At 34.2% G+C, this 24653-nt stretch carries 16 protein-coding genes and 1 pseudogene; 10 read left to right on the plus strand and 7 right to left on the minus strand.

Features of this window, described 5'->3' with window-relative positions; all coding sequences use genetic code 11:
* Positions 1-2: 2 nt before the first annotated feature.
* The 3 genes and pseudogenes from ACQUQZ_RS06235 to ACQUQZ_RS06245 form a co-directional block, all read right to left on the minus strand.
* Complete coding sequence (locus ACQUQZ_RS06235) at positions 3-791, minus strand: DUF4198 domain-containing protein (protein WP_435353936.1); 789 nt, start codon at positions 789-791, stop codon at positions 3-5.
* Positions 792-867: 76 nt separating this feature from the next.
* On the minus strand, positions 868-1071 hold the full coding sequence (locus ACQUQZ_RS06240) for a hypothetical protein (RefSeq protein WP_435357642.1): 204 nt from the start codon (positions 1069-1071) through the stop codon (positions 868-870).
* Between the two features lie 136 nt (positions 1072-1207).
* Positions 1208-2431 (minus strand): annotated as a pseudogene (locus ACQUQZ_RS06245) (4-hydroxy-3-methylbut-2-enyl diphosphate reductase); the annotation flags it as partial.
* A 169-nt stretch (positions 2432-2600) separates the two neighbouring features.
* On the opposite strand from ACQUQZ_RS06245, the gene ACQUQZ_RS06250 reads away from it, so the two are divergent.
* Complete coding sequence (locus ACQUQZ_RS06250) at positions 2601-4286, plus strand: capsule assembly Wzi family protein (RefSeq protein WP_435353938.1); 1686 nt, start codon at positions 2601-2603, stop codon at positions 4284-4286.
* Positions 4287-4315: 29 nt separating this feature from the next.
* Complete coding sequence (gene upp / locus ACQUQZ_RS06255) at positions 4316-4960, plus strand: uracil phosphoribosyltransferase (RefSeq protein WP_435353939.1); 645 nt, start codon at positions 4316-4318, stop codon at positions 4958-4960.
* A gap of 71 nt (positions 4961-5031) precedes the next feature.
* On the opposite strand, the gene ACQUQZ_RS06260 is transcribed toward upp, so the two are convergent.
* On the minus strand, positions 5032-5634 hold the full coding sequence (locus ACQUQZ_RS06260) for a DUF4230 domain-containing protein (RefSeq protein ID WP_435353940.1): 603 nt from the start codon (positions 5632-5634) through the stop codon (positions 5032-5034).
* 332 nt (positions 5635-5966) lie between these two features.
* Between ACQUQZ_RS06260 and glmM the strand changes: the two genes are divergently transcribed.
* From glmM to ACQUQZ_RS06275, 3 genes are all read left to right on the plus strand, one after another.
* Positions 5967-7376: a phosphoglucosamine mutase gene (gene glmM / locus ACQUQZ_RS06265; RefSeq protein ID WP_435353941.1), complete on the plus strand. Its 1410-nt coding sequence runs from the start codon at positions 5967-5969 to the stop codon at positions 7374-7376.
* Between the two features lie 333 nt (positions 7377-7709).
* Positions 7710-9884, plus strand: a complete 2175-nt coding sequence (locus ACQUQZ_RS06270) for a 3-coathanger stack domain-containing protein (RefSeq protein ID WP_435353942.1) — start codon at positions 7710-7712, stop codon at positions 9882-9884.
* A 207-nt stretch (positions 9885-10091) separates the two neighbouring features.
* Entirely contained in the window at positions 10092-12398 is a 2307-nt protein-coding gene (locus ACQUQZ_RS06275; RefSeq protein ID WP_435353943.1) for a sialate O-acetylesterase, read from the plus strand.
* Here the strand turns inward: ACQUQZ_RS06275 and uvrC are convergent, their stop codons facing one another.
* On the minus strand, positions 12399-14213 hold the full coding sequence (gene uvrC / locus ACQUQZ_RS06280; RefSeq protein WP_435353945.1) for an excinuclease ABC subunit UvrC: 1815 nt from the start codon (positions 14211-14213) through the stop codon (positions 12399-12401).
* Between the two features lie 243 nt (positions 14214-14456).
* On the opposite strand from uvrC, the gene ACQUQZ_RS06285 reads away from it, so the two are divergent.
* Both ACQUQZ_RS06285 and ACQUQZ_RS06290 read left to right on the plus strand, forming a co-directional pair.
* On the plus strand, positions 14457-16748 hold the full coding sequence (locus ACQUQZ_RS06285) for a PQQ-dependent sugar dehydrogenase (RefSeq protein WP_435353946.1): 2292 nt from the start codon (positions 14457-14459) through the stop codon (positions 16746-16748).
* A 15-nt stretch (positions 16749-16763) separates the two neighbouring features.
* Entirely contained in the window at positions 16764-17897 is a 1134-nt protein-coding gene (locus ACQUQZ_RS06290) for a hypothetical protein (protein ID WP_435353948.1), read from the plus strand.
* Positions 17898-17906: 9 nt separating this feature from the next.
* On the opposite strand, the gene ACQUQZ_RS06295 is transcribed toward ACQUQZ_RS06290, so the two are convergent.
* Together ACQUQZ_RS06295 and ACQUQZ_RS06300 are read right to left on the minus strand one after the other, a co-directional pair.
* The gene (locus ACQUQZ_RS06295) at positions 17907-18605 is read right to left on the minus strand and encodes a response regulator transcription factor (RefSeq protein WP_435353950.1); all 699 of its coding nucleotides are present in this window, start codon (positions 18603-18605) and stop codon (positions 17907-17909) included.
* A 124-nt stretch (positions 18606-18729) separates the two neighbouring features.
* Positions 18730-20316 (minus strand): sensor histidine kinase, encoded by a 1587-nt coding sequence (locus tag ACQUQZ_RS06300; RefSeq protein ID WP_435353951.1) that lies wholly within the window; start codon positions 20314-20316, stop codon positions 18730-18732.
* Positions 20317-20498: 182 nt separating this feature from the next.
* Here ACQUQZ_RS06300 and ACQUQZ_RS06305 point away from each other — a divergent pair, with 182 nt between their 5' ends.
* The 3 genes from ACQUQZ_RS06305 (at position 20499) to ACQUQZ_RS06315 (ending at position 24571) form a co-directional block, all read left to right on the plus strand.
* Complete coding sequence (locus tag ACQUQZ_RS06305; protein WP_435353952.1) at positions 20499-21272, plus strand: GLPGLI family protein; 774 nt, start codon at positions 20499-20501, stop codon at positions 21270-21272.
* A 278-nt stretch (positions 21273-21550) separates the two neighbouring features.
* Positions 21551-22378, plus strand: a complete 828-nt coding sequence (locus ACQUQZ_RS06310; protein WP_435353953.1) for an FkbM family methyltransferase — start codon at positions 21551-21553, stop codon at positions 22376-22378.
* A gap of 6 nt (positions 22379-22384) precedes the next feature.
* Positions 22385-24571: a B12-binding domain-containing radical SAM protein gene (locus ACQUQZ_RS06315; protein ID WP_435353955.1), complete on the plus strand. Its 2187-nt coding sequence runs from the start codon at positions 22385-22387 to the stop codon at positions 24569-24571.
* Positions 24572-24653: the final 82 nt, after the last annotated feature.

Here is a 24653-nt window from a genome sequence, read left to right on the forward strand (position 1 = left end):
ATTTAATTAAATCCAAAGGTATAGCTTCCCCAATAACTTTGCCAGTCGGCTTCGGTAGGTTTTGTGTGTGGTACCATGTTTACTGCACTCACCATCCATGCACCTTTTGGTTCAAAACTGAAAGTTACTTTTCCATTGGCATCACTTCTAAAATTTCGCTTATTTGGTTGCTCAATTCCCTTTTGCCAAACTACAACCAAAGCATTTTTCAGTGGTTTGTTATCAAATAAAACCTTGAAAGTCAATGATTTATCACTACTATATGGATTTTGCTCAGGAATAATTTCGAGCCTCATGCCAGTATTGATTCGATAAGTTTCGTCATGAGTATTGCCCACTTGTAATAAGGTTTTTACACATCTCTGGTATTGTTCAGTACCTCTTTTGTTTAATTGACCATGTTTTTTTCGGTAAGCCGCCACATTATCTAAACCATCATCTTTCAGATATTCATTAAATTTATCAGCTTCCAGTTCGATGTGTTTGTTTGAGTTATTAAAGGCAATCAAGTGATTTCCTTCGGTTTCAAATTTTAGAAAATCACTCAGGTTTTGTTCGGTCAAATCGCCTTTGGTATTTTGTTGGCCTTTTGAGCTGTAATGGGTAAATTTTGTCACTTTAAACTTGGAAAAATCTACTTCTTCACCAGTAAAATTTTCGCCGACAAAGACCCTGAAATGAATTTTTTCACCGATTGCCAAGAGAAATTTTTGTGGTTCAAGCCAAAACTCGTGAGCAAATGCAATGATTGAGGCAAATAGAAAGAAGAGTAAGAATGTAGTTTTCTTCATAAATCAATGTTTTATATAGTTATAATCAAATTTTAATGAAAAAAAGACCTTCCAAATCATCGGAAGGTCTTAGTGACTATGAAATAAGTTGGACTTGTGTCCTTCGGAATGTTCGGTTAAGGATTCCACGATAGATGCTTCCAAATTTTTCGTAGCACCATTTTCTTAGTTCTCTAATTTCACGGAATGTCAAAGCCTTTATTCCTTTTTTCAATTCTTTTTCAAACAAACTACTTTCAAAGCTGACTTTTTCTAAAATCAACTTTACGTATTCAAGCATTTTCATGGAAACCTGTTATAATTAAACTGATGGATTTAAGAGGAATTCTAAGTAAATTTAAAAAAGAAAATACTATTTATCAAAGAAAAATTGAGAAATAATCTTCGCTTAATCGTATATACTTTTGAGTTCCATTTTATAACGTTTCCAATACGTCTTCTATTTCTTTTGAGGTGTTAAAAAATGATAAAATTTTCAACATTACTGCTTCCATTACTGCATCAGGGCAAGAGGCTCCACAAGTAAGCATAATTATAGTTTTTTCTTTTTCTGGCAGAAAAATTTCAATAATTTCCTGTTTATTGTGCAAATCGTAGCGTTTAATTTTGTTTTCAGGCAAGATACTTTCTTGTGATTGGATAAAAAACGTTGGCAATTTTTCTTCACAAAGCTCAACCAAATGTGATGTATTGGAGCTATTATAACCACCCACCACTACTGCAAAGTCGGCTTCGTTTTGGAGTAGAGCATAAGTTGCTTCTTGGTTGTCGTTGGTAGCATAACAAAGCGTATCACGAGTATTGGCAAAATGTTTGTCTACTTCAAGGGGTTTCAATTGATAATGTTCAATAATAATTTGTTTCAGATAATCAGAAATACCCTGCGTATCAGAGGCAAGCATCGTAGTTTGATTGACGACACCAATGCGTTCTAAATCTCGCTCGGGGTCGAAGTTTTCAGAGTATTGCCCCGCAAAATCTTGATAAAATTGTTCTTTGCTTAAGCTTTTTGTGATGTATTTGGCCAGTACTTGTGCTTGTGCTAAGTCTTTGACAACCACCGTTGGTGCATTTTGTTGACTGTGCGAAAAAGTTGCTCTTGTTTCTTCATGATTTGGTTTGCCATGCACAATGATGGTATAACCACGTTCACCAATTTGTGCTGCTCGGTTCCAGACTTTTTCAACAAATGGACAAGTAGTATCAAATTTATAAGGGTCGATTCCTAAGCTTTCTAATTGCTTTTGAATCTCTAATGTGGTGCCAAACGCAGGTACGATTATAGCATCTTCGGGTTTTAAATCTTGCCAATCAATGATTTGATTTCCTTTGGTATCCATCAAAAAACGCACACCTTGTGATAATAAGTCTGCATTTACATCGGGATTATGAATCATTTCACTCAATAAAAAAATCCTTTTATCGGGATTTTCATTGATGGTTTTATAGGCGATTTCGACTGCATTTTCAACACCATAGCAAAAACCAAAATGTCGAGCAATCAAAAATTTTACTGGGCCAAAATCCAAAACTGAAGGGGTAAAATCTTTTTTTAATTTATCTTTAGAACGACGAATTTCTTTGATTTTTCCAATGATATTGCTCTTGTAGATTTCTGGAATAACGAATGATTTCATATTTTTTTTGCTGTTAGCCTTTAGCTTAAAAACTGTTTATGATTTCTATTTTTGGGCTAAAAGCTAAATGCTAATCGCCAAATACTATTTTAAATTACAAAACTAATAGATGAATGAGACAAACTAAGGAATTATCTGTATTTTCGCACTAATCAATTAAGAAAGCAGTTTTATGCGTTTGAATCTTACTATTCTTTTTGGAATATTTTTATTAAAAACATCCGCCCAAAGTACATATGCTCCTTTGAATGACGAATATTCGCATTTGATTGAGCGATATGAGATAAAAAGTGGTAGTTTATTAAATCTTCACAGCAATATAAAACCCGTACGTAGAAAAGATTTAATAAAACTGAGCACAGATTTAGAAAAAGATACAAAAATAAAACTTTCTAAAGTCGATTCTTTTAATTTGTCTTATCTTCAAAACGATAGCTGGGAATGGCTTGATGATGAAAAACTGACGCAAAGCAATAGCACAAGAAAGTTTTTAAAATATTTTTTTAAGAAAAAATCAGATTTTTATAATGTTCAAAATAAAGACATTGATTTTCATATAAACCCTATTTTTCAGCTCGCCTTTGGCAATGATAATCTCGTAGAAAGCCAGCCTACAACCAATACTCGTGGTATTGAAATTAGAGGGACAATTAATAAAAAATTGGGTTTCTACTCCATGTTTTCCGAGAATCAAATCGTTTACCCTGAATATGTACGTCAGTATGGTCGTTTTTATAGTGCCAATCCTTACGAAGGTTTTACTAAGATAACAAATTCCGACTCAACAAAGTTTGCAACTGATTTTTTTTCAGCAAGAGGTTATATCACTTTTCAGGCTTTGAAAAGTATTCAAATTCAATTTGGACACGATAAAAACTTCATTGGTTCGGGCATAAGATCTTTGATTTTGTCCGATTTTTCAGCTCCTTATTTACATCTCAAAGTAACAACACAAATTGGAAGATTTCAGTATGTCAATATTTTCGCACAAATGCTCAATAAGCAAATACCACTTGCAGTTGATGGTACGGAGCAGATGCCGCCGAAATATTTTTCATTGCATCATCTGAGCCTAAATATTTCAAAAAACTTCAATGTTGGTTTATTCGAAACAGTTGTTTTTGGAAAACGTCCGATTGGTTTTGATATTAATTATTTAAATCCAATTATATTCTTACGTTTTGTTGAAGGGAATTTGGGTAGTGTTGATAATTCGATTGTTGGAGCAGATTTTAAATACAATTTTAAAAGACATTTCTCATTGTATGGACAATTGGTTTTAGATGAATTCAATTTAGAACATTTTAAAAGGAATAAGTGGTGGGCAACAAAATATTCGACACAAATAGGAGGAAGATATATTGATATGTTAGGTATCAAAAACCTCGATTTTCAGGTAGAATACAATGTAGTACGACCTTATACATATAGTCACTTCTCTTCATTTAGCAATTATGTCAACTATAACTTACCTTTGGCACACCCACTGGGGGCTAATTTTAGAGAAACATTACTTGTATTGCGTTATCAGCCAATTAGAAAATTATTTTTAAACTTGACAAGTATGTCGGCCAAGCATGGGGAAGATTTCGATAATCTGAATTGGGGTGGAAATATTCTTCGTAATTATATGATTGCTCGCCCAAGAGAATATGGCAATGAAATTGGGCAGGGGCGTTTGGCAAAGATTCATCATTTGAGCTTTGGAGCATCCTATATGCTCAAACATAATCTATTTATTGACTTTAAATTTCAAAATCGTAATATCCAGTATTCAGATGAGGTGGATGCGACTAAGAGTAAGATTTTTTCTTTTGGAATTCGCTTGAACTCTGCACAAAGACAACTATTATTGTAAATATTTTACCAAATTAACTCTGAAATCAAATGTTTGTCTTGACTGAAAACAACTCTTTAGCCAATCGTTTTCTTGCCGAATTGCGAGATAAAGAAACACAACAAAATGCCATGCGATTCCGAAATAACTTGGAGCGTCTGGGTGAAATTTTTGCTTATGAAATCTCCAAAACATTATCGTTTCAAAAACAAGATGTAGAAACGCAATTAGGCATAAAAGGCACATATCAGATTTCGCAGGACGTGGTTTTAGTTACGATTCTTCGAGCGGGACTTCCTCTGCATCAAGGACTTTTGAATTTTTTTGATACAGCAGAAAATGCTTTCATAGGTGCATACAGAGGCAAACATGATGATAAAGAGGCATTTGAAATAGAAATGGATTATATTACCAGCCCTGATATTCATGGCAAAGTCTTGGTAATCAGCGATCCTATGTTGGCTACTGGAAAATCTATTGAAAAAGCGTACCATGCTATGCTTCGCTATGGCGTGCCTGCAAAAACACATATAGTTTCAGCTATTGCCAGTCGTAGAGGAGTACGATTTATTCAAGCACGGTTGCCACAATGCCGTTTGTGGGTAGGTGATGTAGATGAAGAAATGAATTCAAAATCATATATCGTTCCTGGTTTGGGCGATGCAGGTGATTTAGCTTTTGGCGGGAAAGTGTGAATTTGTTATCGGTTACTTGTTATAAGTAACCGATTGCTTAGTAACCAGTTTTCCAGTCACAAATAACCAAATTATTTCAGCCTTTCAAGGGTAGCTTTTAAGCGATATTGGAATACTACTTTTTTTCCAGAGACATTTTCTAAAAGAGGCTTTAAAACTAAATTGGCATTCTTTTTGGTTTGTTCTAATATTCCCATTTCTAATGCTGATTCTCTGATTTTGTCTTCTGCACGTGTATAAGCTTCATTCATGAGCGACTGTTCGTTCATAAAGGCATATTCCGTATCATAAATTTTGGATTTACTATGGTCAATTTTATAGCTGCATAGTTCGGGGTCGGGTAAGTGAATAATGAGCGTATCATTTTTGGAAGAAATATCTTCAGCTTTTACTTTAGATAAATCAATACATCCGATGGCTTCTCCTTGAACAATTAAAATTGCCTTTGGATTAGGCAAATAATCTCTTACCAATTCTTGCTCTACAATATCCCGAAATGCAAAATTGGCTAACTCCAATTTTCCTAAAAGACTCATTTCTTTTAATACCATATTATGCGTTGTTTTTACTTCTTTAACTGAAAAAAGGCTAAAAGTTTTTAGTTTTTCCCAAAGAAAAATCGAAGCGACAATGAGTATGAAAATAAAAAATATTTTGAGATAATTTCTAAACATTGAGAAAGGTGATTGTGTTTACATTTGGAATCATTTTATACAAATTTACGCATCATTTATCAGAAATAATACCAGTATTTTACAAGGTATGAGCGATTGTGTGTGAGTAGTTTGATTTTTTTTTAATATTAAAATTATCAATGTTTTAGCCTAATGTATTATTCACAAAAACAGGGTTATAATCGTATGATTATCAGATGTTTGAGCATATAAAATTGTTTTTTCTTGCTTTGAAAATTAGCTCATAACATCCAATCAAAATATCAAACTGTAAATTATATGATGTTTTTTTATATCTTTGTCGAGTCAAATTAATCCAAAACTTATTTAAAGTGACGCTGATAAAATCAATTTCGGGTATTAGAGGAACTATTGGAGGTAAAAGTGGTGAAGCCCTTACTCCATTAGATGTTGTGAAATTTACTGCTGCTTATGGTTCTTGGCTCAAGAAGAAAAATAGTAAAAAAACTTTGAGAGTTGTGCTTGGTAGAGATGCTCGTTTATCAGGGAAAATGGTTTCTGATTTAGTTTCTTCGACACTTGTAGGTATTGGTTTTCATGTAATAGATTTGGGACTTTCTACTACGCCTACAGTCGAAATTGCAGTTCCACTTGAAGATGCTTTAGGTGGTATCATTCTTACAGCCAGCCATAATCCGATACAATGGAATGCTCTTAAATTACTCAACGAAAAAGGAGAGTTTATTTCAGGAGCTGATGGAGAAGAATTATTGCAAATGGTTGATAATGAGGATTTTGATTTTGCTGATGTAAAAAACTTAGGTAAAGTTGAGGCCAATGATACTTATATCAAGAAGCACATTGAAATGATTTTGGCTTTGCCATTGGTTGATAAAGCAGCCATTGCAAAAGCTAATTTCAAGATTTGTATTGATGCAGTAAATTCAACAGGTGGTATAGCAGTACCGTTGTTGTTGGAGGCTTTAGGAGTAAATGAAATCAAGAAAATTAACTGTGAACCAACTGGGATTTTTGCTCATAATCCAGAGCCACTACCAGAAAATTTAAGAGAAATATCGAGCGAACTTCGTAAAGGTAGCTATGATTTAGGTATCGTTGTTGACCCTGATGTTGATAGATTGGCATTTATTAGCGAAGATGGCGAGCCTTTTGGCGAAGAATATACTTTGGTTGCTGTTGCAGATTATATTTTGAGCAACACAAAAAAGAAAAAAGGCTTAACAACCGTTTCAAATCTTTCTTCTACATTGGCATTGAAAGATGTGACATTGAAGGCAGGAGGTGAATATTTTTCAGCTGCTGTGGGCGAAGTGAATGTCGTAACAAAAATGAAAGAAGTCAAAGCCATTATTGGAGGAGAAGGAAATGGGGGGATCATCTACCCTGAATTCCATTATGGGCGTGACGCATTGGTTGGTATAGCTTTATTTTTAAGCCATTTAGCCAAATTTGGTAAAACAATAGGGTTTTTACGTAATACATACCCTAATTATCATATCGCTAAAAAGAAAGTGGAGTTAACGGCTGATTTGAATGTGGATGAGGTACTGAATGAAATCAAAGCGAAATATGACCGCTATCCAGTCAATACCGAAGATGGTGTGAAAGTAAATTTTGAAAAAGAGTGGGTGCATTTGCGTAAATCAAATACAGAACCTATTATTAGAATTTATGCAGAATCAGAATTTGAAACGACTGCCTCAAACCTTGCTGATAAAATAATTAGAGATATAAAAGAAGTCATTTCTCTTAAATCATAAGGGAGAATTAGTTACAAAAAAACTGCATTAAAATATCATATCGCTGCATTTATAAAAAAGAGATTGAGATTGGCTCTTAAAAAAAGATTTAAGCCAATTTTAATCTCTTTTATCCAATTATTTAACGCTTAGTGCGTTACATTTGTAAATTATTTAAAATTCGTGCTTGCCTTAAACTACTAATTAAAATTGTTTTTTAAGTTCTTCTCCGTTATTCCTTCGGGTATTCTTCGGTCTATGATTGCTTTTGGCACTGATTTTGTGCAAAGATTTTATGTATTCGGTTCGCTATATGAATGATTTGTGCAATCATACTATCAATTTGTTTTTAAGATGTTTAGGAAAAAAAGAAACGCTCAAATTATAGCATTTGTATTAATGCTGATAGGCAGTTTGCATTCTAATGCTCAGGGTTTGCCAACTATTATCGAATGGCAAAAGTGCTATGGATGGAATGGCTGGTATGCTGATGAAGGGAGTAAAATTATATCCATCTCCAACGGTAACTATGCAGCCGTTGGAAAAAAAGCCTTAGACGGCTTTGAAACCATTTGGATATCTAACATAAATAGGAAAGGTGACCTGATATGGGAAACAACCATCTTTGATGATCAGTCCTATACTGGCTTCAAAGGGATAGATATTATTCAAAGTACCGACGGTGGTTTTATTGTATTAGGAAGAGTAAACAATTTACAGAAACTAAGATTTAATGCTACCAATGGCCGTCAGATAGCTGAGCAGAAAGGACAAGGTTTTTATGATAATTTAGTCGTTAAGCTCAATAGTGAGGGCAGAATGGTTTGGTTTAAGGTTTTGGGAGGTTCGGGTGAAGATATACCTGTAAAGATTATTCAGACTGGTGATAATAATTTATTATTATTGAGTTACACAACTTCATTGGATGGAGATTTAGTAAACTCTAATAAAAATACTGTTGGCTTTAATCGTGATTTGTGGGTCGCAAAGCTAAACCAAGATAATGGAAATATCATTTCAAAAAAATGTATCGGTGGTAGTGGGGATGAAATAGCTTCCGATATTAAACAAACTTCTGATGGGGGGTATGTGATTGTTGGTAGTACCACTTCTAATGATGCTGAAATTAGTCCAAATAAGGGTGGGAAAGATATTTTGGCGGTGAAGATGGATGCTTCATTGAATGTCTCATGGAAAAAAACTTATGGGGGAAGTCAAAGTGACGAAGCTCGTAAGATAGTAGCCTTATCGAATGGGGATTTAATTGTTGGAATTACTTCTAATTCAATGAATAATGACTTTGATAATCCCATAAGTGGTGATTTTCCAAACAATTATGAAGGAAATATTTGGTTGTTTAAGCTCAATTCGAGTGGAGATTTTCAAAAAAGAAAAATTTTAGGAGGTTCAGGGAATGATGTATTAAATGATTTAATACCTACGCAAGATGGTAACTTTGCAATCACAGGGTCAACCAAATCATCCAATGGAAATATCACTGATCGTGGACGAATAGCCAATAATAATTTTGCAAGTTATGATGTAGTTGTGATGAAAGTGACAAGCAATTTTGATCTTATTTGGGAAAAAACGGCTGGTGGTTCGGCTGATGATGAAGGGAATGGATTGGTTGAAAGCGAAGATGGTACATTTGTTACAATTGGTACCACCCAATCTTTTGATGGGGATGTATCAGGTAATCATTATCATGAACAAGATAGCCATGATATATGGTTGGTAAAACTCAATTATAGTTGTCAGGCAAATATTACAACCGATAAGGATTTCATAGCTACCAATACTGATATACTTGCCTCTGAAACAGTGAGTACCTCAGATAAAGTAACTAAAAATTCTTCTATTCACTATGGAGCTGGTAAAAGCATCGATATTACTTCAGGTTTTGATTCAGAATTGGGAAGTGTATTAGAATTTAATTTGAGTGGATGCAATGATATTTCAGCAACTGAGAGCCGTCCAATTCAGATAAAAATAGCCAATGAATGTAGAGAAGGTGGCATGAAATTTAAATTTTTGCCTTTTACTCCTAATTCGGACTTATCACAATACCGGATGTCTATTCAAAATCTTAGTCCTAAAATTGAATTTAATTTTTCTGGGAATACACTTATTACGAAAAATAATATTCCAGATAATGGAAATGCCTATTTTGTATTGACGGTATCAAGGGATGGATATGAAGACTTTAGTTATCAAGGATATACCAGTACCTGTGAGCATGATAATGCTCCTATCAATTGTCCAGAAAACAATGAAAATGTGATTCTTGATAAAGATTACTATCAAGCTGGTGAAACTTTTACTGCAAAATGGACTGGGACCTTATTGCCACAACAGTCATTGAATTGGTTTATTGAAAATGTTACAATAATATCTAATTCTGGGACTTCATGTACGGGTAGAATTGACGCTTTTCCAGCTCACATTCAAGCACAACCAAGTTCGTTACCTGACGGTTCTCGTCCTTGTCATGGTGCGATAAGAGTTGATTTTAGAGGTAGTAAGTAGCAAATGTATGAAATTATAAGTCCTCTCAGATAAACCTTATCTGAGAGGATTTTTTATTTTGCTTTTTACTCGTTATTTTTGCAGATATTTTAAGTACCCAATGATATAAATTATTCACTTAGCAAGATGTTTTGCAAGGTATATAATTATCAACGAAACAAATTGTTTGATGTTGATTTCTCACTTAACCAAAGAATTCTGCTGACAATGCGAAAACCAAGCATTACCATTCTATTATTATTGATTGCCTTTACAAGTTTTTCTCAAATAACAATCAATTTACCGTTATCAAGAAGTGTATTTCAAAGAGATAATAAAAACTCATCTGCTATTTACATCTCTGGGAACTATGATGATGTCCTCGAAAAAATTGAGGCAAGGCTAGTACCTATCAAACAAGGTCAAGGTACAGCTACTGATTGGGTAATATTAACTGACAAACCAGAGAATGGAACTTTTGTAGGTACTATCAAAGGTACAGGTGGATGGTATCAGTTGCAAGTGAGAGGCTGGAAAAACGGGGTAATAGTTGCTCAACCAATTGTAGATAGGGTAGGTATCGGCGAAGTATTTCTAATTACAGGACAGTCAAATGCTGAAGGAAAACGTAATTTTGGTGAAAAACCTTCAATTGATGACCGTGTTAATTGTTTTGATTACCAAAAAATTGATTTTTTAGATGACCTTCCACCTTTTAAAGCTTTTTCTCATTTAGAAACAAACTCATCAATCGCTCCACGTGGGCAAGGACCATGGTGCTGGGGTGAATTAGGTGACCTCTTAGCTAAGCGACTTAATGTTCCTATAATGTTCTTTAATGCGGCCTATGAAGGGTCTTCAATTGAAAATTGGTACAGTAGCTCTATAGGAGTTCCAACAATACACCCAGGTTTTTTATTTACTTATCCTCATGAAACACCTTATTCTTATATAAGAACCACCTTGCAGTATTATGTATCGCAATTAGGAATGCGTGCTGTTTTATGGTGTCAAGGTGAGTCAGAATTGGACTTGAAAACGACAGAGGATTACTATGCAACGGCATTAAAAAAAGTAATTGATAAAAGTAGAGCCGATTCTGGAAAAAAACTTAGCTGGGTCATTGCTCGTACTTCGCTAACAAAATTTGACCAGACAAGTCCTGCTATTATTAAAGCACAAAATAGACTAATTAATCCGGCAGATGGCATTTTTGAAGGACCATATACTGACTCGATACAAGTTCCTCGAACCGAAGGTGTTCATTTTCAAAATTTATCTTCTAATAATGCTGGCATCACTGATTTAGCAAAAGCATGGGATAAAAAACTAAATGATACCTTTTTCAATCAATCTGTTCCTTTTTCAGCAGCACCTATTTTGGCTTTGAAAGCTACTTGTGCTACATTCGATAAAGTTACGTTAAGTTTACCTTCAAATTATACATCTTTGCAATGGTCGAATAATACAAATGCAACTACTCTTACTGCTGCTAACGGCGTGTATAGCTGCCTTGCTCGTGACCAAACTGGAAATTACTTTTTTACTTCCAGTATTGATGTAAAGAATGCTTTTCCAACCAAAATTCCTTTTGCTTTTCCTAAGAAAAGTGCTTTTTTCTGTGAGGGGACTAGTACAGATTTATTGACAGATTCACCTGATTTTAACTCTTTTTTATGGAGTACCGGTGAAACACAAAAGCAAATTTCTGTAAAAACATCAGGCACATTTACGGTTCGTGGTATCAATGCTATTGGATGTGGTTCGCAGGAGTCTAATTCAGTAGTTACGCAGTCACTTATCCCTCCTGGAAAGCCAGTAATTTATCAAAGTGATAATGTGATTTGTGAAGGCAATTCTATCACACTGGCCTCGACAAGTACAAAAGAAAATACATGGAGTAACAATGAAATAGGACCTGTTATTTCGATTAATAAAGCAGGGGATTATAGTATAACGGTGAAGGCAAAAGACGAAAATGGATGTATTTCAGTGAGTTCAGACCCAGCCATATTTTCAATTAAAGCACGACCTGAGACGCCAGAAATAACCCAAGTAGGAGCGTTTACACTTCAAGCAAAACAAAAAACAGAATTGCTCAATTTAAGTTATGAGTGGAAAAAAGATGGTGTACTTTCTCCAAATAAGACAGCTTTTTTGAAAGCAACCCAAGCAAGTTTTTTTACTGTATCTTCAATCAAAAACTATACGCTGGCTGATAACAAAAGTATTACATGTCGCTCGAATCTTTCAGGTGCATTTTCTTTTATTCCAGATGTTAGTATTGAAAATGTTATCATTTATCCAAATCCTTCACCTGATGGTCTTGTAATGTTTGAAGCAAAAAGCGATGTATCAGATTTTACATTAATAGTTTACTCTTTAAAAGGACAAATTGTTTATTCAGCTCCTATCCCTGCTCTCACCGAGCGTCGTGTAGTAGATTTGTCATTTTTAAATGAAGGTAAATATTTTGTTAAAATACTCAATGATACTTTTGAAGAAACCAAGCAAATTTGGATTGAGAAAAAATGATCAACTTTCTTTCTCAAGAAACTCTTTGATTCGATGTGTTTTGTCTTTACCAATCAATTGAATAAGTTCTTCTTCTGGAGCATTTTTTATATTTGAAATAGTTTTGAATTGTTTCAAAACCTTTGTCGCTGTGAGTTTGCCAATGCCATCGGCACTTTCAAGGCTACTAATTAAAAAATTCTTACTTCTTCTATCTCGATGATGAGTGATACCAAAACGGTGAGCTTCATCTCGGCAGCGTTGGATGAGTTTCAACGATTCTGATTTTTTGTCTATGTACAAGGGCAATGTATCCTCAGGAAAATAGATTTCTTCCAAACGTTTGGCAATGCCCACAATTGGGACTTGTCCATAAATGTTAAGTTCTTTGAGTGCTTCGCAAGCTGCTGAAAGTTGCCCTTTGCCACCATCAATGATGATAAGGTCAGGTAAATCGGCTTTTTCTTCCAAAAGTCGAGCATAACGCCTGCCAACTACTTCTTTCATTGTCGCAAAATCATTGGGACCTTCTACTGTTTTAGGAATATAATGTCTATAATCTCGAACTGATGGTTGACCATTAATGAAACATACCATCGCCGAAACAGGATTAGTCCCTTGAATATTCGAGTTATCAAAACACTCGATGTGGCGTGGAATGGTTTTTAGTTGTAAATCTTGTTTCAACTTAACCAATACTCTGTCTCGTTTATTGGTTGCTCCGCTTGCTGCAATTGCCTCACGTTCTGCTTTTTCTCTTTGGAAATACATCACATTTTTCAATGACATATCCATTAGTTTTCGCTTATCTCCGATTTGAGGTACCGCAATTTCAGCTTTCATATCAATATCTAATGGAATATTTGATACGATTTCCTTCGATTCACTTTCATATTTCTGACGAAGCTCAATGATAAGCATCGTTAAAATTTCTTCTTCTGTTTCATCTAACTTCTTTTTTACTTCAAGCGTTTGGCTTTGCGTAATTGTACCATTGATGACTTTGAGATAATTGATATAAGCCGAATTTTCGTCAGAAACTATACTAAAAACATCCAAATCTTTGATTGCTGGATTAACAACAGTTGCCTTACTTTGGTAGTTTTGTAAGAAATCTAATTTTAATTTAAATTGATGGGCATCTTCAAAAGCCAATTTTTGAGCTGATTCTTGCATTCGTTGCACAAAATATTGCTTGGCAGGGGCAAGACTACCTCGTAAAATATTATGTACTTGCTCTATCTCTTTGTTGTATTCTTCTTCCGACTGACGGTTTTCGCAAGGTCCTTTACAGTTACCAATATGGTATTCTAAGCAAATTTTGTATTTTTTGGAGGCAACATTCTCTTCCGAAAGATTCAAGATACAAGTGCGAATGGTGTATAATTGACTGAACATTTCAAGCAAAGCATACATGGCTTTTGAATTGACAAACGGGCCATAAAGCTTACCTTTTGTTTTATCTTCAATCCTTCGTGTAGTGATTACTCGTGGAAAACGCTCATTGGTGACACACACATAAGGATACATTTTATCGTCTCTTAGCAAAATATTGAAACGAGGTTGGTATTTTTTTATGAGCGTATTTTCGAGTAAAAGAGCATCAAATTCGGTAGGTACGATGGTGAATTCTAATTTGCGAATACAAATAACCAAACGGCGAGTTTTACGGTCGTGTCGATTGAAGTTATAGAAATAACTGCTAACTCTATTTTTTAAATTTTTGGCTTTTCCAACGTAAATCACTTCACCTGTTTCATCAAAATAACGATAAACCCCTGGTTCTTCGGGAAGTTTGGATAATTCGGCTTTATAATCGAATATAATTTCAGACATATTGTGAAAGTAAAATAGGCGTTCAAAAATAACAGTTCTTTGTGCAAATGCGTTCGAGTTGAGGAAATAATTTGACCCGAGTGTATTTATTTTTTCTAAATTTCCACATAAACGATCTACATATCTATTAAACCTGCTTTGCGTCAAAAATAAAATGATTTAATGGTTCAATAATTTTTTGAATCTTAACCTTTTGGCGAGATAATATTTATTTTTGTTTTGGAAATCCCAATGACAACTGATATGAAAAATATGACAACGCTGTGGCTAAAATTAACAATTTTATTGATATTTTTTGGTTTAATAAGCCAAGCACAACCTTCTGGATTTATTGATGAGGTAATCTCAAATGAATGGAATTCACCAACCGGTCTCACCTTTGATGCCAATGGAAGAATGTATGTTTGGGAAAAAAGTGGTAAAGTTTTTATTGTCGAAAATGGGATAAAACAAAAGCTTCCCATTATTGATATTTCGGAAGAAGTACTCAATTATGGCGACCATGGACTCAATGGTTTTGCTCTTGACCCTAATTTTCAGAAAAATGGCTATGTTTATTTGATGTACGCCGCTAAACGCCACCATGTATTGTTTTTTGGAAAACCTTCATATAATCCTGATGATGATAGCCCGTTTCAGAATACTATTGGGCGAATTACCCGATATACACTCATTGCCAGCAAAGATTTTAAAACAATTGATTCTACTTCAAGAAAAATATTAGTTGGTGAATCTGCTACTACAGGTATTCCCATTTTGGTTGATAATCATGGCGTAGGTTCATTGGTTTTTGCTGCTGATGGAACACTTTTGGCCACCGTCGGTGATGGTGCCGTTGCCACCGAAGGAGTGGTAGATGATTCACAAAACGCATGGTTTCAAGAAGCTATCAAATTAGGTTTTATAAGTGCTGATCAAAATATCAATGCCTTTAAAAGCCAATCTTTAAACTCATTATCAGGTAAAATCTTGCGAATTGACCCAAACACTGGTGATGGAATTGCCTCAAATCCATATTTTGAAAGCAACAATCCTCGCTCTGCCAAATCACGGATTTGGAGTATAGGGCTAAGAAATCCATTCCGTTTTTCAATTAAACCTAATACAGGAAGTAGCAAAGTAAGCGATGGAAATCCTGGAATGATATTCTTAGGTGATGTGGGTTGGTTTCATCGTGAGGAAATTAATATTGTCACCAAAGGTGGGCAAAATTTTGGTTGGCCAACTTATGAAGGTATTGATTTTGTCAATAAATCATATCAAAATTCCCCTTATGCTGCTCCAGCTACTTTTCAAAAGCCAGTCATTGATTGGCGTGGAACGGTGGCACAAGGCTTGATTAATGGTGAACCTTTTGCTGTAAATTCGCCACAATTCAAAGGTAATTCGTTTAATGGAATTGCATCTATTGGGGGGCTTTGGTACAATTATTCACAGTTTCCAAGAGAATACCAAAACTTATATTATCATGCCGATTATGAAGGTTGGATAAAAGCCTTTAAATTTGATGAGAAAAATAATCCAGTTGAAGTCATTGATTTTGTGGATGAGGTACATCCTACTTGTTTGGCTATTAACCCTAAAGATGGAGCGATTTATTATACTAATTATTTTTACCCAAATATTCAGGAAATAAGACGATTGTCATACAATCCCAATGCTAATCGTAAACCTAATATTGTACAAACAGCAACACCCATTTATGGAAAATCTCCTTTGAAAGTAAATTTTAAAGCAGACCAATCAAGCGATCCAGAAGGTACATCTTTAAAATATGAATGGGACTTTGGTGATGGGAAAACTTCAAATGATGCTAATCCTGAACATATTTATGAGTCGAAAGGCGTTTCTGCTACCTATTATGCCATTGTAAAAGTAACTGATGCAGCAGGACTAACAGCTACAAAAACACTGAGGGTTTTTGTAGATAATTCACCACCTGTCATCCAAAGTACAAGTATTGATAAGATAGATTCTTTTGATAATTTGAAAGATTTTCCAATAATACTCAATGCTCAAGTCAGCGATGCTGAACAAACTCAAATAAATTATGTGTGGTCAGTAATGCTTTACCATGATGACCATGTGCATCTGATTACAAGTTTCTATAAATCAAGTGGCGAGGCGATTTTAGGAACTGTTCCTTGTGATGCTCAAACCTATTTTTACAAAGTCTCACTTACTGTGACTGATTCAGAAGGGCTAAGTTCTACTTTTGAAAAAAAAATAAGACCCAAATGTTCAGGCTCAGAACCAGAGCCCTTGAGTATTTCGCCAGAAACTTCTCCTTTAGTAATTTTCCCTAATCCAACGAATGCTTCAATTGATATTTTCCCGATAAATGAAATAACAAATCGGAAAATAAAAATGGCTCTTTTTCAAACAAATGGAGTTATATTGCTTGAAAAAGAGGGTTTTTGGCAAGAAATGAAGCCATTAATCGAAAATGAATTGAAAAGAGTAGGGGAAGGGAATTTTTTATTAAAAATTAACTATGAAAACTTCTCGAAAACATTTAAAATTGTTAAGAATTAAGCTCCAAAATTAGAAATGTCTTTACAGAAAACAGTTACTTTAAGTTTTTTTGCTCTATTGATTTGCCTACATGTAAATGCCCAAAGTCTTTTCATTGGGCAAGATGAAGATGCGATTTATCATTATTTTCATATCGAAAAAAATGATGATTGTCTCACCTACCGTAATTTTCCTCAACCTGTTGGTTTGACACAATACATTGATATTTTCAAGTTAGAAGGTCTAAAAAAGCCTGTGGATAATGGTGCTGGCTCGAATTGTGTCAAGAATATTTTGGATGATAATTGCCTAAAGCGATATAATAAAAATATCCCTTTTAATATGGCTATTGGGGTTTGGATGAATAATGAATTAGAAATACAAAACCTTGTCAATGGCCTTTATGATGCAAAAATCAATGAATTGGCTGATTTTCTGAAAACTTATCCAAATGTGAAGTTTTATCTCAGAATTGGGTATGAATTTGATGGGCAATGGAATAAAGCTTACGAAGACCGCCGTAGATATATTGTAGCTTTTCAAAGGATTCATGATATTTTAAGGGTTAATTATGAAAAAACTAAAACCAATCGAAATTGGCTTTCAGTTTGGCAGGCTTGTACCTCTCCTATAGATGATATTATGGAAAATAAAATCGAAAATATAGGTGATTGGTATCCAGGCGATAAATATGTCGATTTTTGTGGACTTTCTTGGTTTTTGGCAGGAACAAAAACTGCTCCGAAGTATGCTAATAGCACCAATGTAGTGTATAAACGTAGCCAAAGAAGTTTAGCCAATGAAATGATTTATTTTGCCAATTACAAAAGTAAGCCTGTGATGATTTGTGAAGCTACTCCTCAGGGCTATAACCTAAGCGGACTTTACAGGAAAAATATTGGCCCCTATTGGGATGGAATTGCTGGTGAAAATATAGTAAAACTTACACCTTTGCAAATATGGAATGAGTGGTATAAACCTTTCTTTGAGTTTATCGAAAAAAATAAGCAAACCATTAAAATTGTCGCCTATATCAACCAAAATTGGGACGAACAAACCAAGTGGACTTTGACAAAATCAGGTACTTATTGGGGCGATTCTCGCATTCAGACAAATGATAAAGTGAGCCAATGGTGGTCTGAGATGATCACAAATACTTGGGAGAAATAATGAAAAATTTTAATCAATTCCTACTGAAAAATGATACCCAACACCTTTGAGAGTAGTAAGTTTGATTGAAGGGTCATTTTTTAGATATTCTCGCAATTTAGTGATATAAACATCCAAATTGCGAGAATTGAAAAATGAATCATCACCCCAAATTTTCATCAAAACTTCCTTTCGACTGATGGTGAAATTACGATTTTCGGTGAAAATTTTTAATAACTCAGCTTCTCTATAAGAAAGTTTTTTTATGTTTTCTTGAAATATAAGTTCGTATTTTTGAGGAAAAAATTCGTATTCGCCTAATTGAACACTCATCCCTTGTGAAATCGTTTTTTTATTGGCTAAACTTAACAAATTATTGATTCTAACAATCAATTCTTCCATGCTAAATGGCTTTCTAATATAGTCATTTCCGCCCGACTGAAAACCCTTTAATACATCTTCTGTTTGCGTTTTAGCAGTCAAAAAAATGATAGGCATAGCCGAATTTTGCTGCCTGATTTCATTCCCAATTGTATAGCCATCTTTGTTTGGAAGCATGACATCAAGTACACAAATATCAGGTTTAAATTGCATAAATTCTTTTAAAGCAAAACGGCCGTCAGTCACCATTTTTACTTCAAAATATCTACTTTCGAGACTTTCTTTGACGATTTTTCCTAAAAAAGGCTCATCTTCGACATAGAATATTTTAGTTCCTGTATTTGACATTTTTATAGCTTTTAACTATTAGCGGTTAGCTTTTTTTATAATTTAAATTTTGACTATGAAGTTTAAATGACTGAGAAGAAGTTTTTTGCTAAAAGCTTAATGCTAATAGCTAAACCGCTAAAAGCTAAAAACTCAAAGTAAAACAGCTCCCTTCTCCAATTTTACTACTAACTTGTATTGTTCCATTGTGTTTTTCGACAACACTGTGAACATAGCTCAAACCTAATCCATAGCCTTTTGTATTATGAACATCGCCCGTTGGTACACGGAAAAACTTTTCAAATATTTTAGGCAAATATTCCTCTGAAATACCGATACCATTGTCTTGAATGGCCAATTTTATTTCTTGATTTTCTTCAGTCAAACGAATCGAAATGAGTGGATTTGGACTATATTTTAGAGCATTTTCTAATAAATTATACACCACATTGGTGAGATGTATAACATCACCTTCGAGCGTGAAATAATTACCTAAAAAATCATAATCAATTTGAGCATGGTATTTTTCAAATTGGAGTTTCATCGTTGCCAATACATTTTCGACCAATGATTTAAAGTCTAATATTTCTATTTTTAAAGCTAAATCTTTCTGCTCAAAAATGCTCATTTTTAGTACTTTATCTACCAAAATGGTGAGGCGATTCAACTCGTTCTTTGATATTTCCAGATATTCTTTTGTCTGTGCAGGATTTTGTAAAACATTAAAATTACTTAACGCTTCAATCGCTACACTTACTGTCGAAATAGGCGTTTTGAGTTCATGAGTAACGTTGCTAACAAAATCATTTTTGAGTTCAGTCAAGCGGCGTTGTTGTTGCAGATTTCTAAAAATGAGTAGAAATGAAATGGTTGTAATGGCGATTAGAAAAAATGAAAACAAAATTTGAGGAATGATTTTTTTTGTTAAAAACCATCGGAAATTGTCAAAATTTGCTTGATAAGTGAGCAATCCTAAGGTAGCTTTTGCCGTAATTACATTTGGCGTATTGTTTTTTTCTTTTGGATTGACAGTGATGGAAAACGGTAAAATTATCTGTTGTTTTTGAAGTTTTGAACGATATTTTTCTTGTATTTCTGCTGTTTTTAAGGAGTCATTGACCAATTTGATTACAATATTATCAGATTTCTGAAACTTTGTTTTGAGAGCTATTTTTTTTGGAGTTTGTTCTATTTCGCCTTTGAGGCTCGACATCACCATTATTCGATTGGGAGTATTGAAGTTGTGCTTGGAAGAAGAGTCTAATTTTAACTCAATTTTTATGCTTCTTCCCCCGGAATCTAAGCGAAAAGACTTAATCATTGAGCTTAGAAGTCGGCGACCCATCGAATCAGAAAGATGCTGCCTATTGGTTGAATTGACTGAAATTTGTTCAAAAAAGACCGAATCACGCTTTAAAATTGGCTTATTGTTTGGTTTACTGATATATACAATACTTCGGTTATCTTTTTTCAAATTTATATCAGTTACAGTCTTTTTAAGTTGATATTTTTGAGCCTTTTGGCCTTTCATTGCTTCATCTACTTGCTTTTTTATGAGCGAATCTTGCATCGAAGCAATGGTTTTTTCAAAAGTATTATTTATATCTTTTTGTAGATTATTTTGCTGTTCACTATAATTTTGCCGTAGCCAAAACAAATTGAATAGCGTCAGCAATAATACGCTCACGCACATCAAAAATAAGGAGGTTTTATTTTGCTTGAAAAATTTCAAGGGCTTTGATAAATTTAGGCAACTACCAATTGGCTTTACTAATGTTCAAAAATAACAGAGTTTTTTGTTATTCTATGCTTTCATTAACCTTAATTAACATTATTGTAAGGCAGATTAACCTTTGAAGCAAGATTAGAATAATACTTTTGTGACATAAAACTTATCACGAAATCAAAACCTATATGAAACCTTTTTTCAAATCAATTGCCAAGGTTACTTTTGGCACTCTTTTAGCACTTATTTATAGCCAGTTTTCTTTTGCACAAAGTCAAGAAGGTGTAATTGAGTTTGAATTCAAAGTAAATATGCACAAAAGTATCACAATGGATAATGAACAAATGAAAAGCATGATTCCAGAATTTAGAACGAGTAAAAATCGCTTGTTTTTTAAGCCTAATGCGTCATTTTATACAAATGTTGAGGAAGAAGACCAAGAAATTAATACAACTTCGGGTGGAGCGAATGTTCAGATGAAATTTAATCGACCTCAGCAGGATATTTATCGCAATTTTGATAATACACAATATACCATGTTGACTGATTTTGCAGGAAAGAAATTTCGTGTGGAAGATTCTTTGAAAACGATGGCATGGAAATTTGTTGATGAAACGAAGAAAATTGCTGGATATGATTGTAAAAAAGCTACCTATCACAATGACGAAACCAAACAAGATATTGTAGCATGGTTTACTGACGCTTTGGTGTGTTCGTCGGGGCCACAAAATTATTGGGGATTACCAGGAATGATTTTAGGAGTTGATATCAATGATGGATTACAAATGATTACTGCTCAGAAAGTTACTTTGACTGATGTAAGTAAAGATTTAAAAGTACCCACAGGCGGCAAAAAAGTAACTGCCAAAGAATTCAAGAAAATCAGAGATGATTACATGAAAGAAATGGGTATAAAAGATGGCGGCCCAGGAGGAGCGAGAATCATTATCCGAAATAATTAAAAGTATAATTTTCTAAATTATGAAAGGTGGAGTGCAATCGCATTTCACCTTTTTTTGTTTAAAAATTACTGATTTTGAACTAAAAATTTACTTTAATATAGACATGTTTCATTGAAAATTTGTATAAGTATTTTTGTATATTTAAAACTTGGTGATGCCTTTTAGCCAGTATTTAGGATTAATTTGATATAAAATATTGTGTTTTTTGAATATGTTATTCAAATGCTCTTAAATCATTTTATAGCAGGCAAATTTTTTAAAAATAACCTATTATTTATATGTTAAATTACCTAATTAATTCCTTTAAAAGGAAGCTTGCTCGAAGAGTGACCAAAGAGTATTCAACGACATTAGATTCGTTTGAAACAAATGCTTATGGCACGATAAAATTTGCAAATTGGAACAATCCTCTCGTTGAAAAAAAAGACATCCCAGAAGCATCAATAGCGTTTTTTAAGAAATTTATTAACGAAGGCGATTTAGTGATTGATATTGGAGCAAATATTGGTCATACTTCTGTACCCATGTCGATTGCTTGTGGCAAAACAGGATTAACGTTATCATTCGACCCAAACCCTTTTGTATTTAAGGTTTTAGAACAAAATGCTACTTTAAATCTGCAATTGTCTAATATTCAGCCTTTCAATTTTGCGATTACTGATTTTGATGATGAATTTTTCTACACCTCATCAGAAGCTTCGTTTAATAATGGAGGTATTTCTAAGGAGAAATCTGGAAAACATGGCAAATATGTGCTTGAAAAAAAGATAAAAGGTATTAATTTGGAAGCTTTTTTAAAGAAAAATTTTGCCCAAAAATTACCTAAATTACGTTTTATAAAGATTGATACTGAAGGTTATGACAAAGAAATCATCAAATCAATCAGAAATATTTTAATCGAATTTAAGCCAATTGTCGTTTCGGAATGTTTTTTCCAATCTTCCCCTGCTGATAGATTTGAGCATTTTGAGGTGTTAAGTTCAATCGGATATTCATTATTTTATTTCAATGATTTTGAATTAAATACAGAAATTGTCCCAATTTTGCAAAAAGAAGATATGCTTAAATGGAAGCATTATAATTTTTATGCAATTAATCAAGGGTGATTTATTTTGAATACGACTGTTTTTGCCATAACACCGCCTTTTACCCAACTGAATACACCGTATCCAGCGACGGCCTATATTAAGGGTTTTCTGAAGACAAAAAATATCTCCTGCTTTCAGGCTGACTTGGGAATTGAGGTAATTTTAAAGATTTTTTCAAAAGAAGGTTTAATAGAATTATTTAGCTCCTTGCCCCCCGATGGAGGAGCTTTCTCCGCAAATGCGGCAAGAATTATTGCTTTACAAGAAGATTACGCCAATACAATTGATGCCGTCATCTTATTTCTTCAAGGTAAAAATCCGACTTTAGCCAATCAGATTTGTCAAGATAATTTCTTGCCAGAAGCATCTCGCTTTGCCCAGCTTGACGACCTCGATTGGGCATTTGGTTCGATGGGAATGCAGGACAAAGCCAAACATTTAGCAACACTCTATCTCGAAGATATTTCTGATTTAATCATGGAATGTGTTGACCCACATTTTGGATTTAGTCGTTATGCCGAGCGTTTGGGACGTTCAGCCAATAGTTTTGATGAATTATATGGCATTTTGCAGCAAGATTTTACTTACATTGATACAATCCTGATTAAAATTTTGGAAGAAAGGATGGCCGTGATTCAACCAAAATTAGTGGCTATTTCAGTGCCTTTTCCTGGAAATCTATACAGTGCGTTTCGCATTGGACAATGGATAAAAAAGTATTACCCCAATGTAAAAGTGGCAATGGGAGGTGGTTTTGCCAATACCGAACTTCGCTCGCTTTCGGATGCTCGTGTTTTTGAGTTTTTTGATTTTATTACGCTTGATGATGGAGAAGCTCCGATTGAAAATTTAATTGATTACATTGAAGGCAAACGCTCAGTTGAACAACTTAAAAGAGCTTTTACCTTAATTAATGGTGAAGTATCATATACCAATAATAGTCTAACAAAAGACTACAAACAATCGGAAGTTGGCACACCTGATTACAGCGATTTATTATTGGACAAATACATTTCGGTGATAGAAATCGTCAACCCAATGCACCGCATGTGGAGCGATGGGCGTTGGAATAAGCTGACTATGGCTCATGGTTGTTATTGGGGAAAATGTACTTTTTGCGATATTTCACTTGATTATATCAAAATTTACGAACCTATCGCAGCTAATTTACTTTGCGATAGAATGGAAGAAATGATTGCCCAAACAGGTGAAAATGGCTTTCATTTTGTAGATGAAGCTGCTCCGCCAGCATTGATGCGAGCATTAGCATTAGAGATTTTACGCCGAAAACTCACCGTAACTTGGTGGACAAATATTAGATTTGAAAAAAGCTTTAGTCAAGATTTGTGTTTATTGCTGAAAGCGTCTGGTTGCATTGCTGTTTCGGGAGGTTTGGAGGTTGCTTCCGATCGCTTGTTGGAGTTGATTCAGAAAGGCGTTACTGTTGCTCAAGTGGCACAAGTCACTCGCAATTTTACCGAAGCAGGTATTATGGTTCATGCTTATTTGATGTATGGTTTTCCTACACAAACCGCCCAAGAAACCATTGATTCGCTCGAAATGGTACGTCAGATGTTTGAAATTGGCACTTTACAATCTGGTTTTTGGCATCAATTTGCTATGACTGCTCACAGTCCCGTTGGACTTTATCCCGAACAATTTTCGGTACAACGTGAAAGTGATGAAATAGGAACTTTTGCCAATAATGATTTGGTTTTTTCTGACCCCAAAGGTGCTGACCATGACGCTTTTAGTTATGGTTTGAAGAAATCATTACTCAATTTTATGCACGGCATTTGTTTTGATTATCCACTTCAAGAATGGTTCGACTTCAAAGTTCCACGCACCAAAGTACCGAAAAATTATATTGAAAATGCCTTGTTGGAAGAAGAACCATACATTTTAAAGCCTTCTGCAAAAATTGTTTGGTTGGGTAAAAAGCCTTTGATTACATACGTTACAAACAAAAAAGGGGTAGTAGCTAATTTGACTTTCCACGACAAAAAAGAAACCTTCAGTATCAAACTCAATCAAGCTCAAGGCGATTGGTTAGCTGAAATTTTAGATAAAATCTCTCCCAAAAATGTCAAAGTTTATACCCTTCAAGAAGTAAAAGCACACTACGAAGCTGCAGGATTAGAAGATTTTGAACTATTATGGTATAATAAACCTGTCAATACTTTAAAAGATTTTGGACTTTTGGCTTTGTGATGAAATATTGAAGAATTCTTTACAAATTATTAGAAAAGATAGTTTATTCGAGTTTTTAGTTAATTTTATATCAAAATGGCTA

The organism is Emticicia sp. SJ17W-69 (assembly GCF_051209875.1).
Classification (GTDB): Bacteria; Bacteroidota; Bacteroidia; order Cytophagales; family Spirosomataceae; genus Emticicia.

Excerpts from the sequence above, each read along its gene's own strand:
- ACQUQZ_RS06305 (WP_435353952.1), top strand. The coding sequence starts at position 20,499 with ATGAAACCTTTTTTCAAATCAATTGCCAAGGTTACTTTTGGCACTCTT.
- uvrC (WP_435353945.1), bottom strand. The coding sequence starts at position 14,213 with ATGTCTGAAATTATATTCGATTATAAAGCCGAATTATCCAAACTTCCC.
- ACQUQZ_RS06260 (WP_435353940.1), bottom strand. The coding sequence starts at position 5,634 with ATGTTTAGAAATTATCTCAAAATATTTTTTATTTTCATACTCATTGTC.
- ACQUQZ_RS06275 (WP_435353943.1), top strand. The coding sequence starts at position 10,092 with ATGCGAAAACCAAGCATTACCATTCTATTATTATTGATTGCCTTTACA.
- ACQUQZ_RS06250 (WP_435353938.1), top strand. The coding sequence starts at position 2,601 with ATGCGTTTGAATCTTACTATTCTTTTTGGAATATTTTTATTAAAAACA.
- upp (WP_435353939.1), top strand. The coding sequence starts at position 4,316 with ATGTTTGTCTTGACTGAAAACAACTCTTTAGCCAATCGTTTTCTTGCC.
- ACQUQZ_RS06310 (WP_435353953.1), top strand. The coding sequence starts at position 21,551 with ATGTTAAATTACCTAATTAATTCCTTTAAAAGGAAGCTTGCTCGAAGA.
- ACQUQZ_RS06285 (WP_435353946.1), top strand. The coding sequence starts at position 14,457 with ATGAAAAATATGACAACGCTGTGGCTAAAATTAACAATTTTATTGATA.
- ACQUQZ_RS06240 (WP_435357642.1), bottom strand. The coding sequence starts at position 1,071 with ATGCTTGAATACGTAAAGTTGATTTTAGAAAAAGTCAGCTTTGAAAGT.
- ACQUQZ_RS06235 (WP_435353936.1), bottom strand. The coding sequence starts at position 791 with ATGAAGAAAACTACATTCTTACTCTTCTTTCTATTTGCCTCAATCATT.
- ACQUQZ_RS06295 (WP_435353950.1), bottom strand. The coding sequence starts at position 18,605 with ATGTCAAATACAGGAACTAAAATATTCTATGTCGAAGATGAGCCTTTT.
- ACQUQZ_RS06290 (WP_435353948.1), top strand. The coding sequence starts at position 16,764 with ATGTCTTTACAGAAAACAGTTACTTTAAGTTTTTTTGCTCTATTGATT.
- ACQUQZ_RS06270 (WP_435353942.1), top strand. The coding sequence starts at position 7,710 with ATGTTTAGGAAAAAAAGAAACGCTCAAATTATAGCATTTGTATTAATG.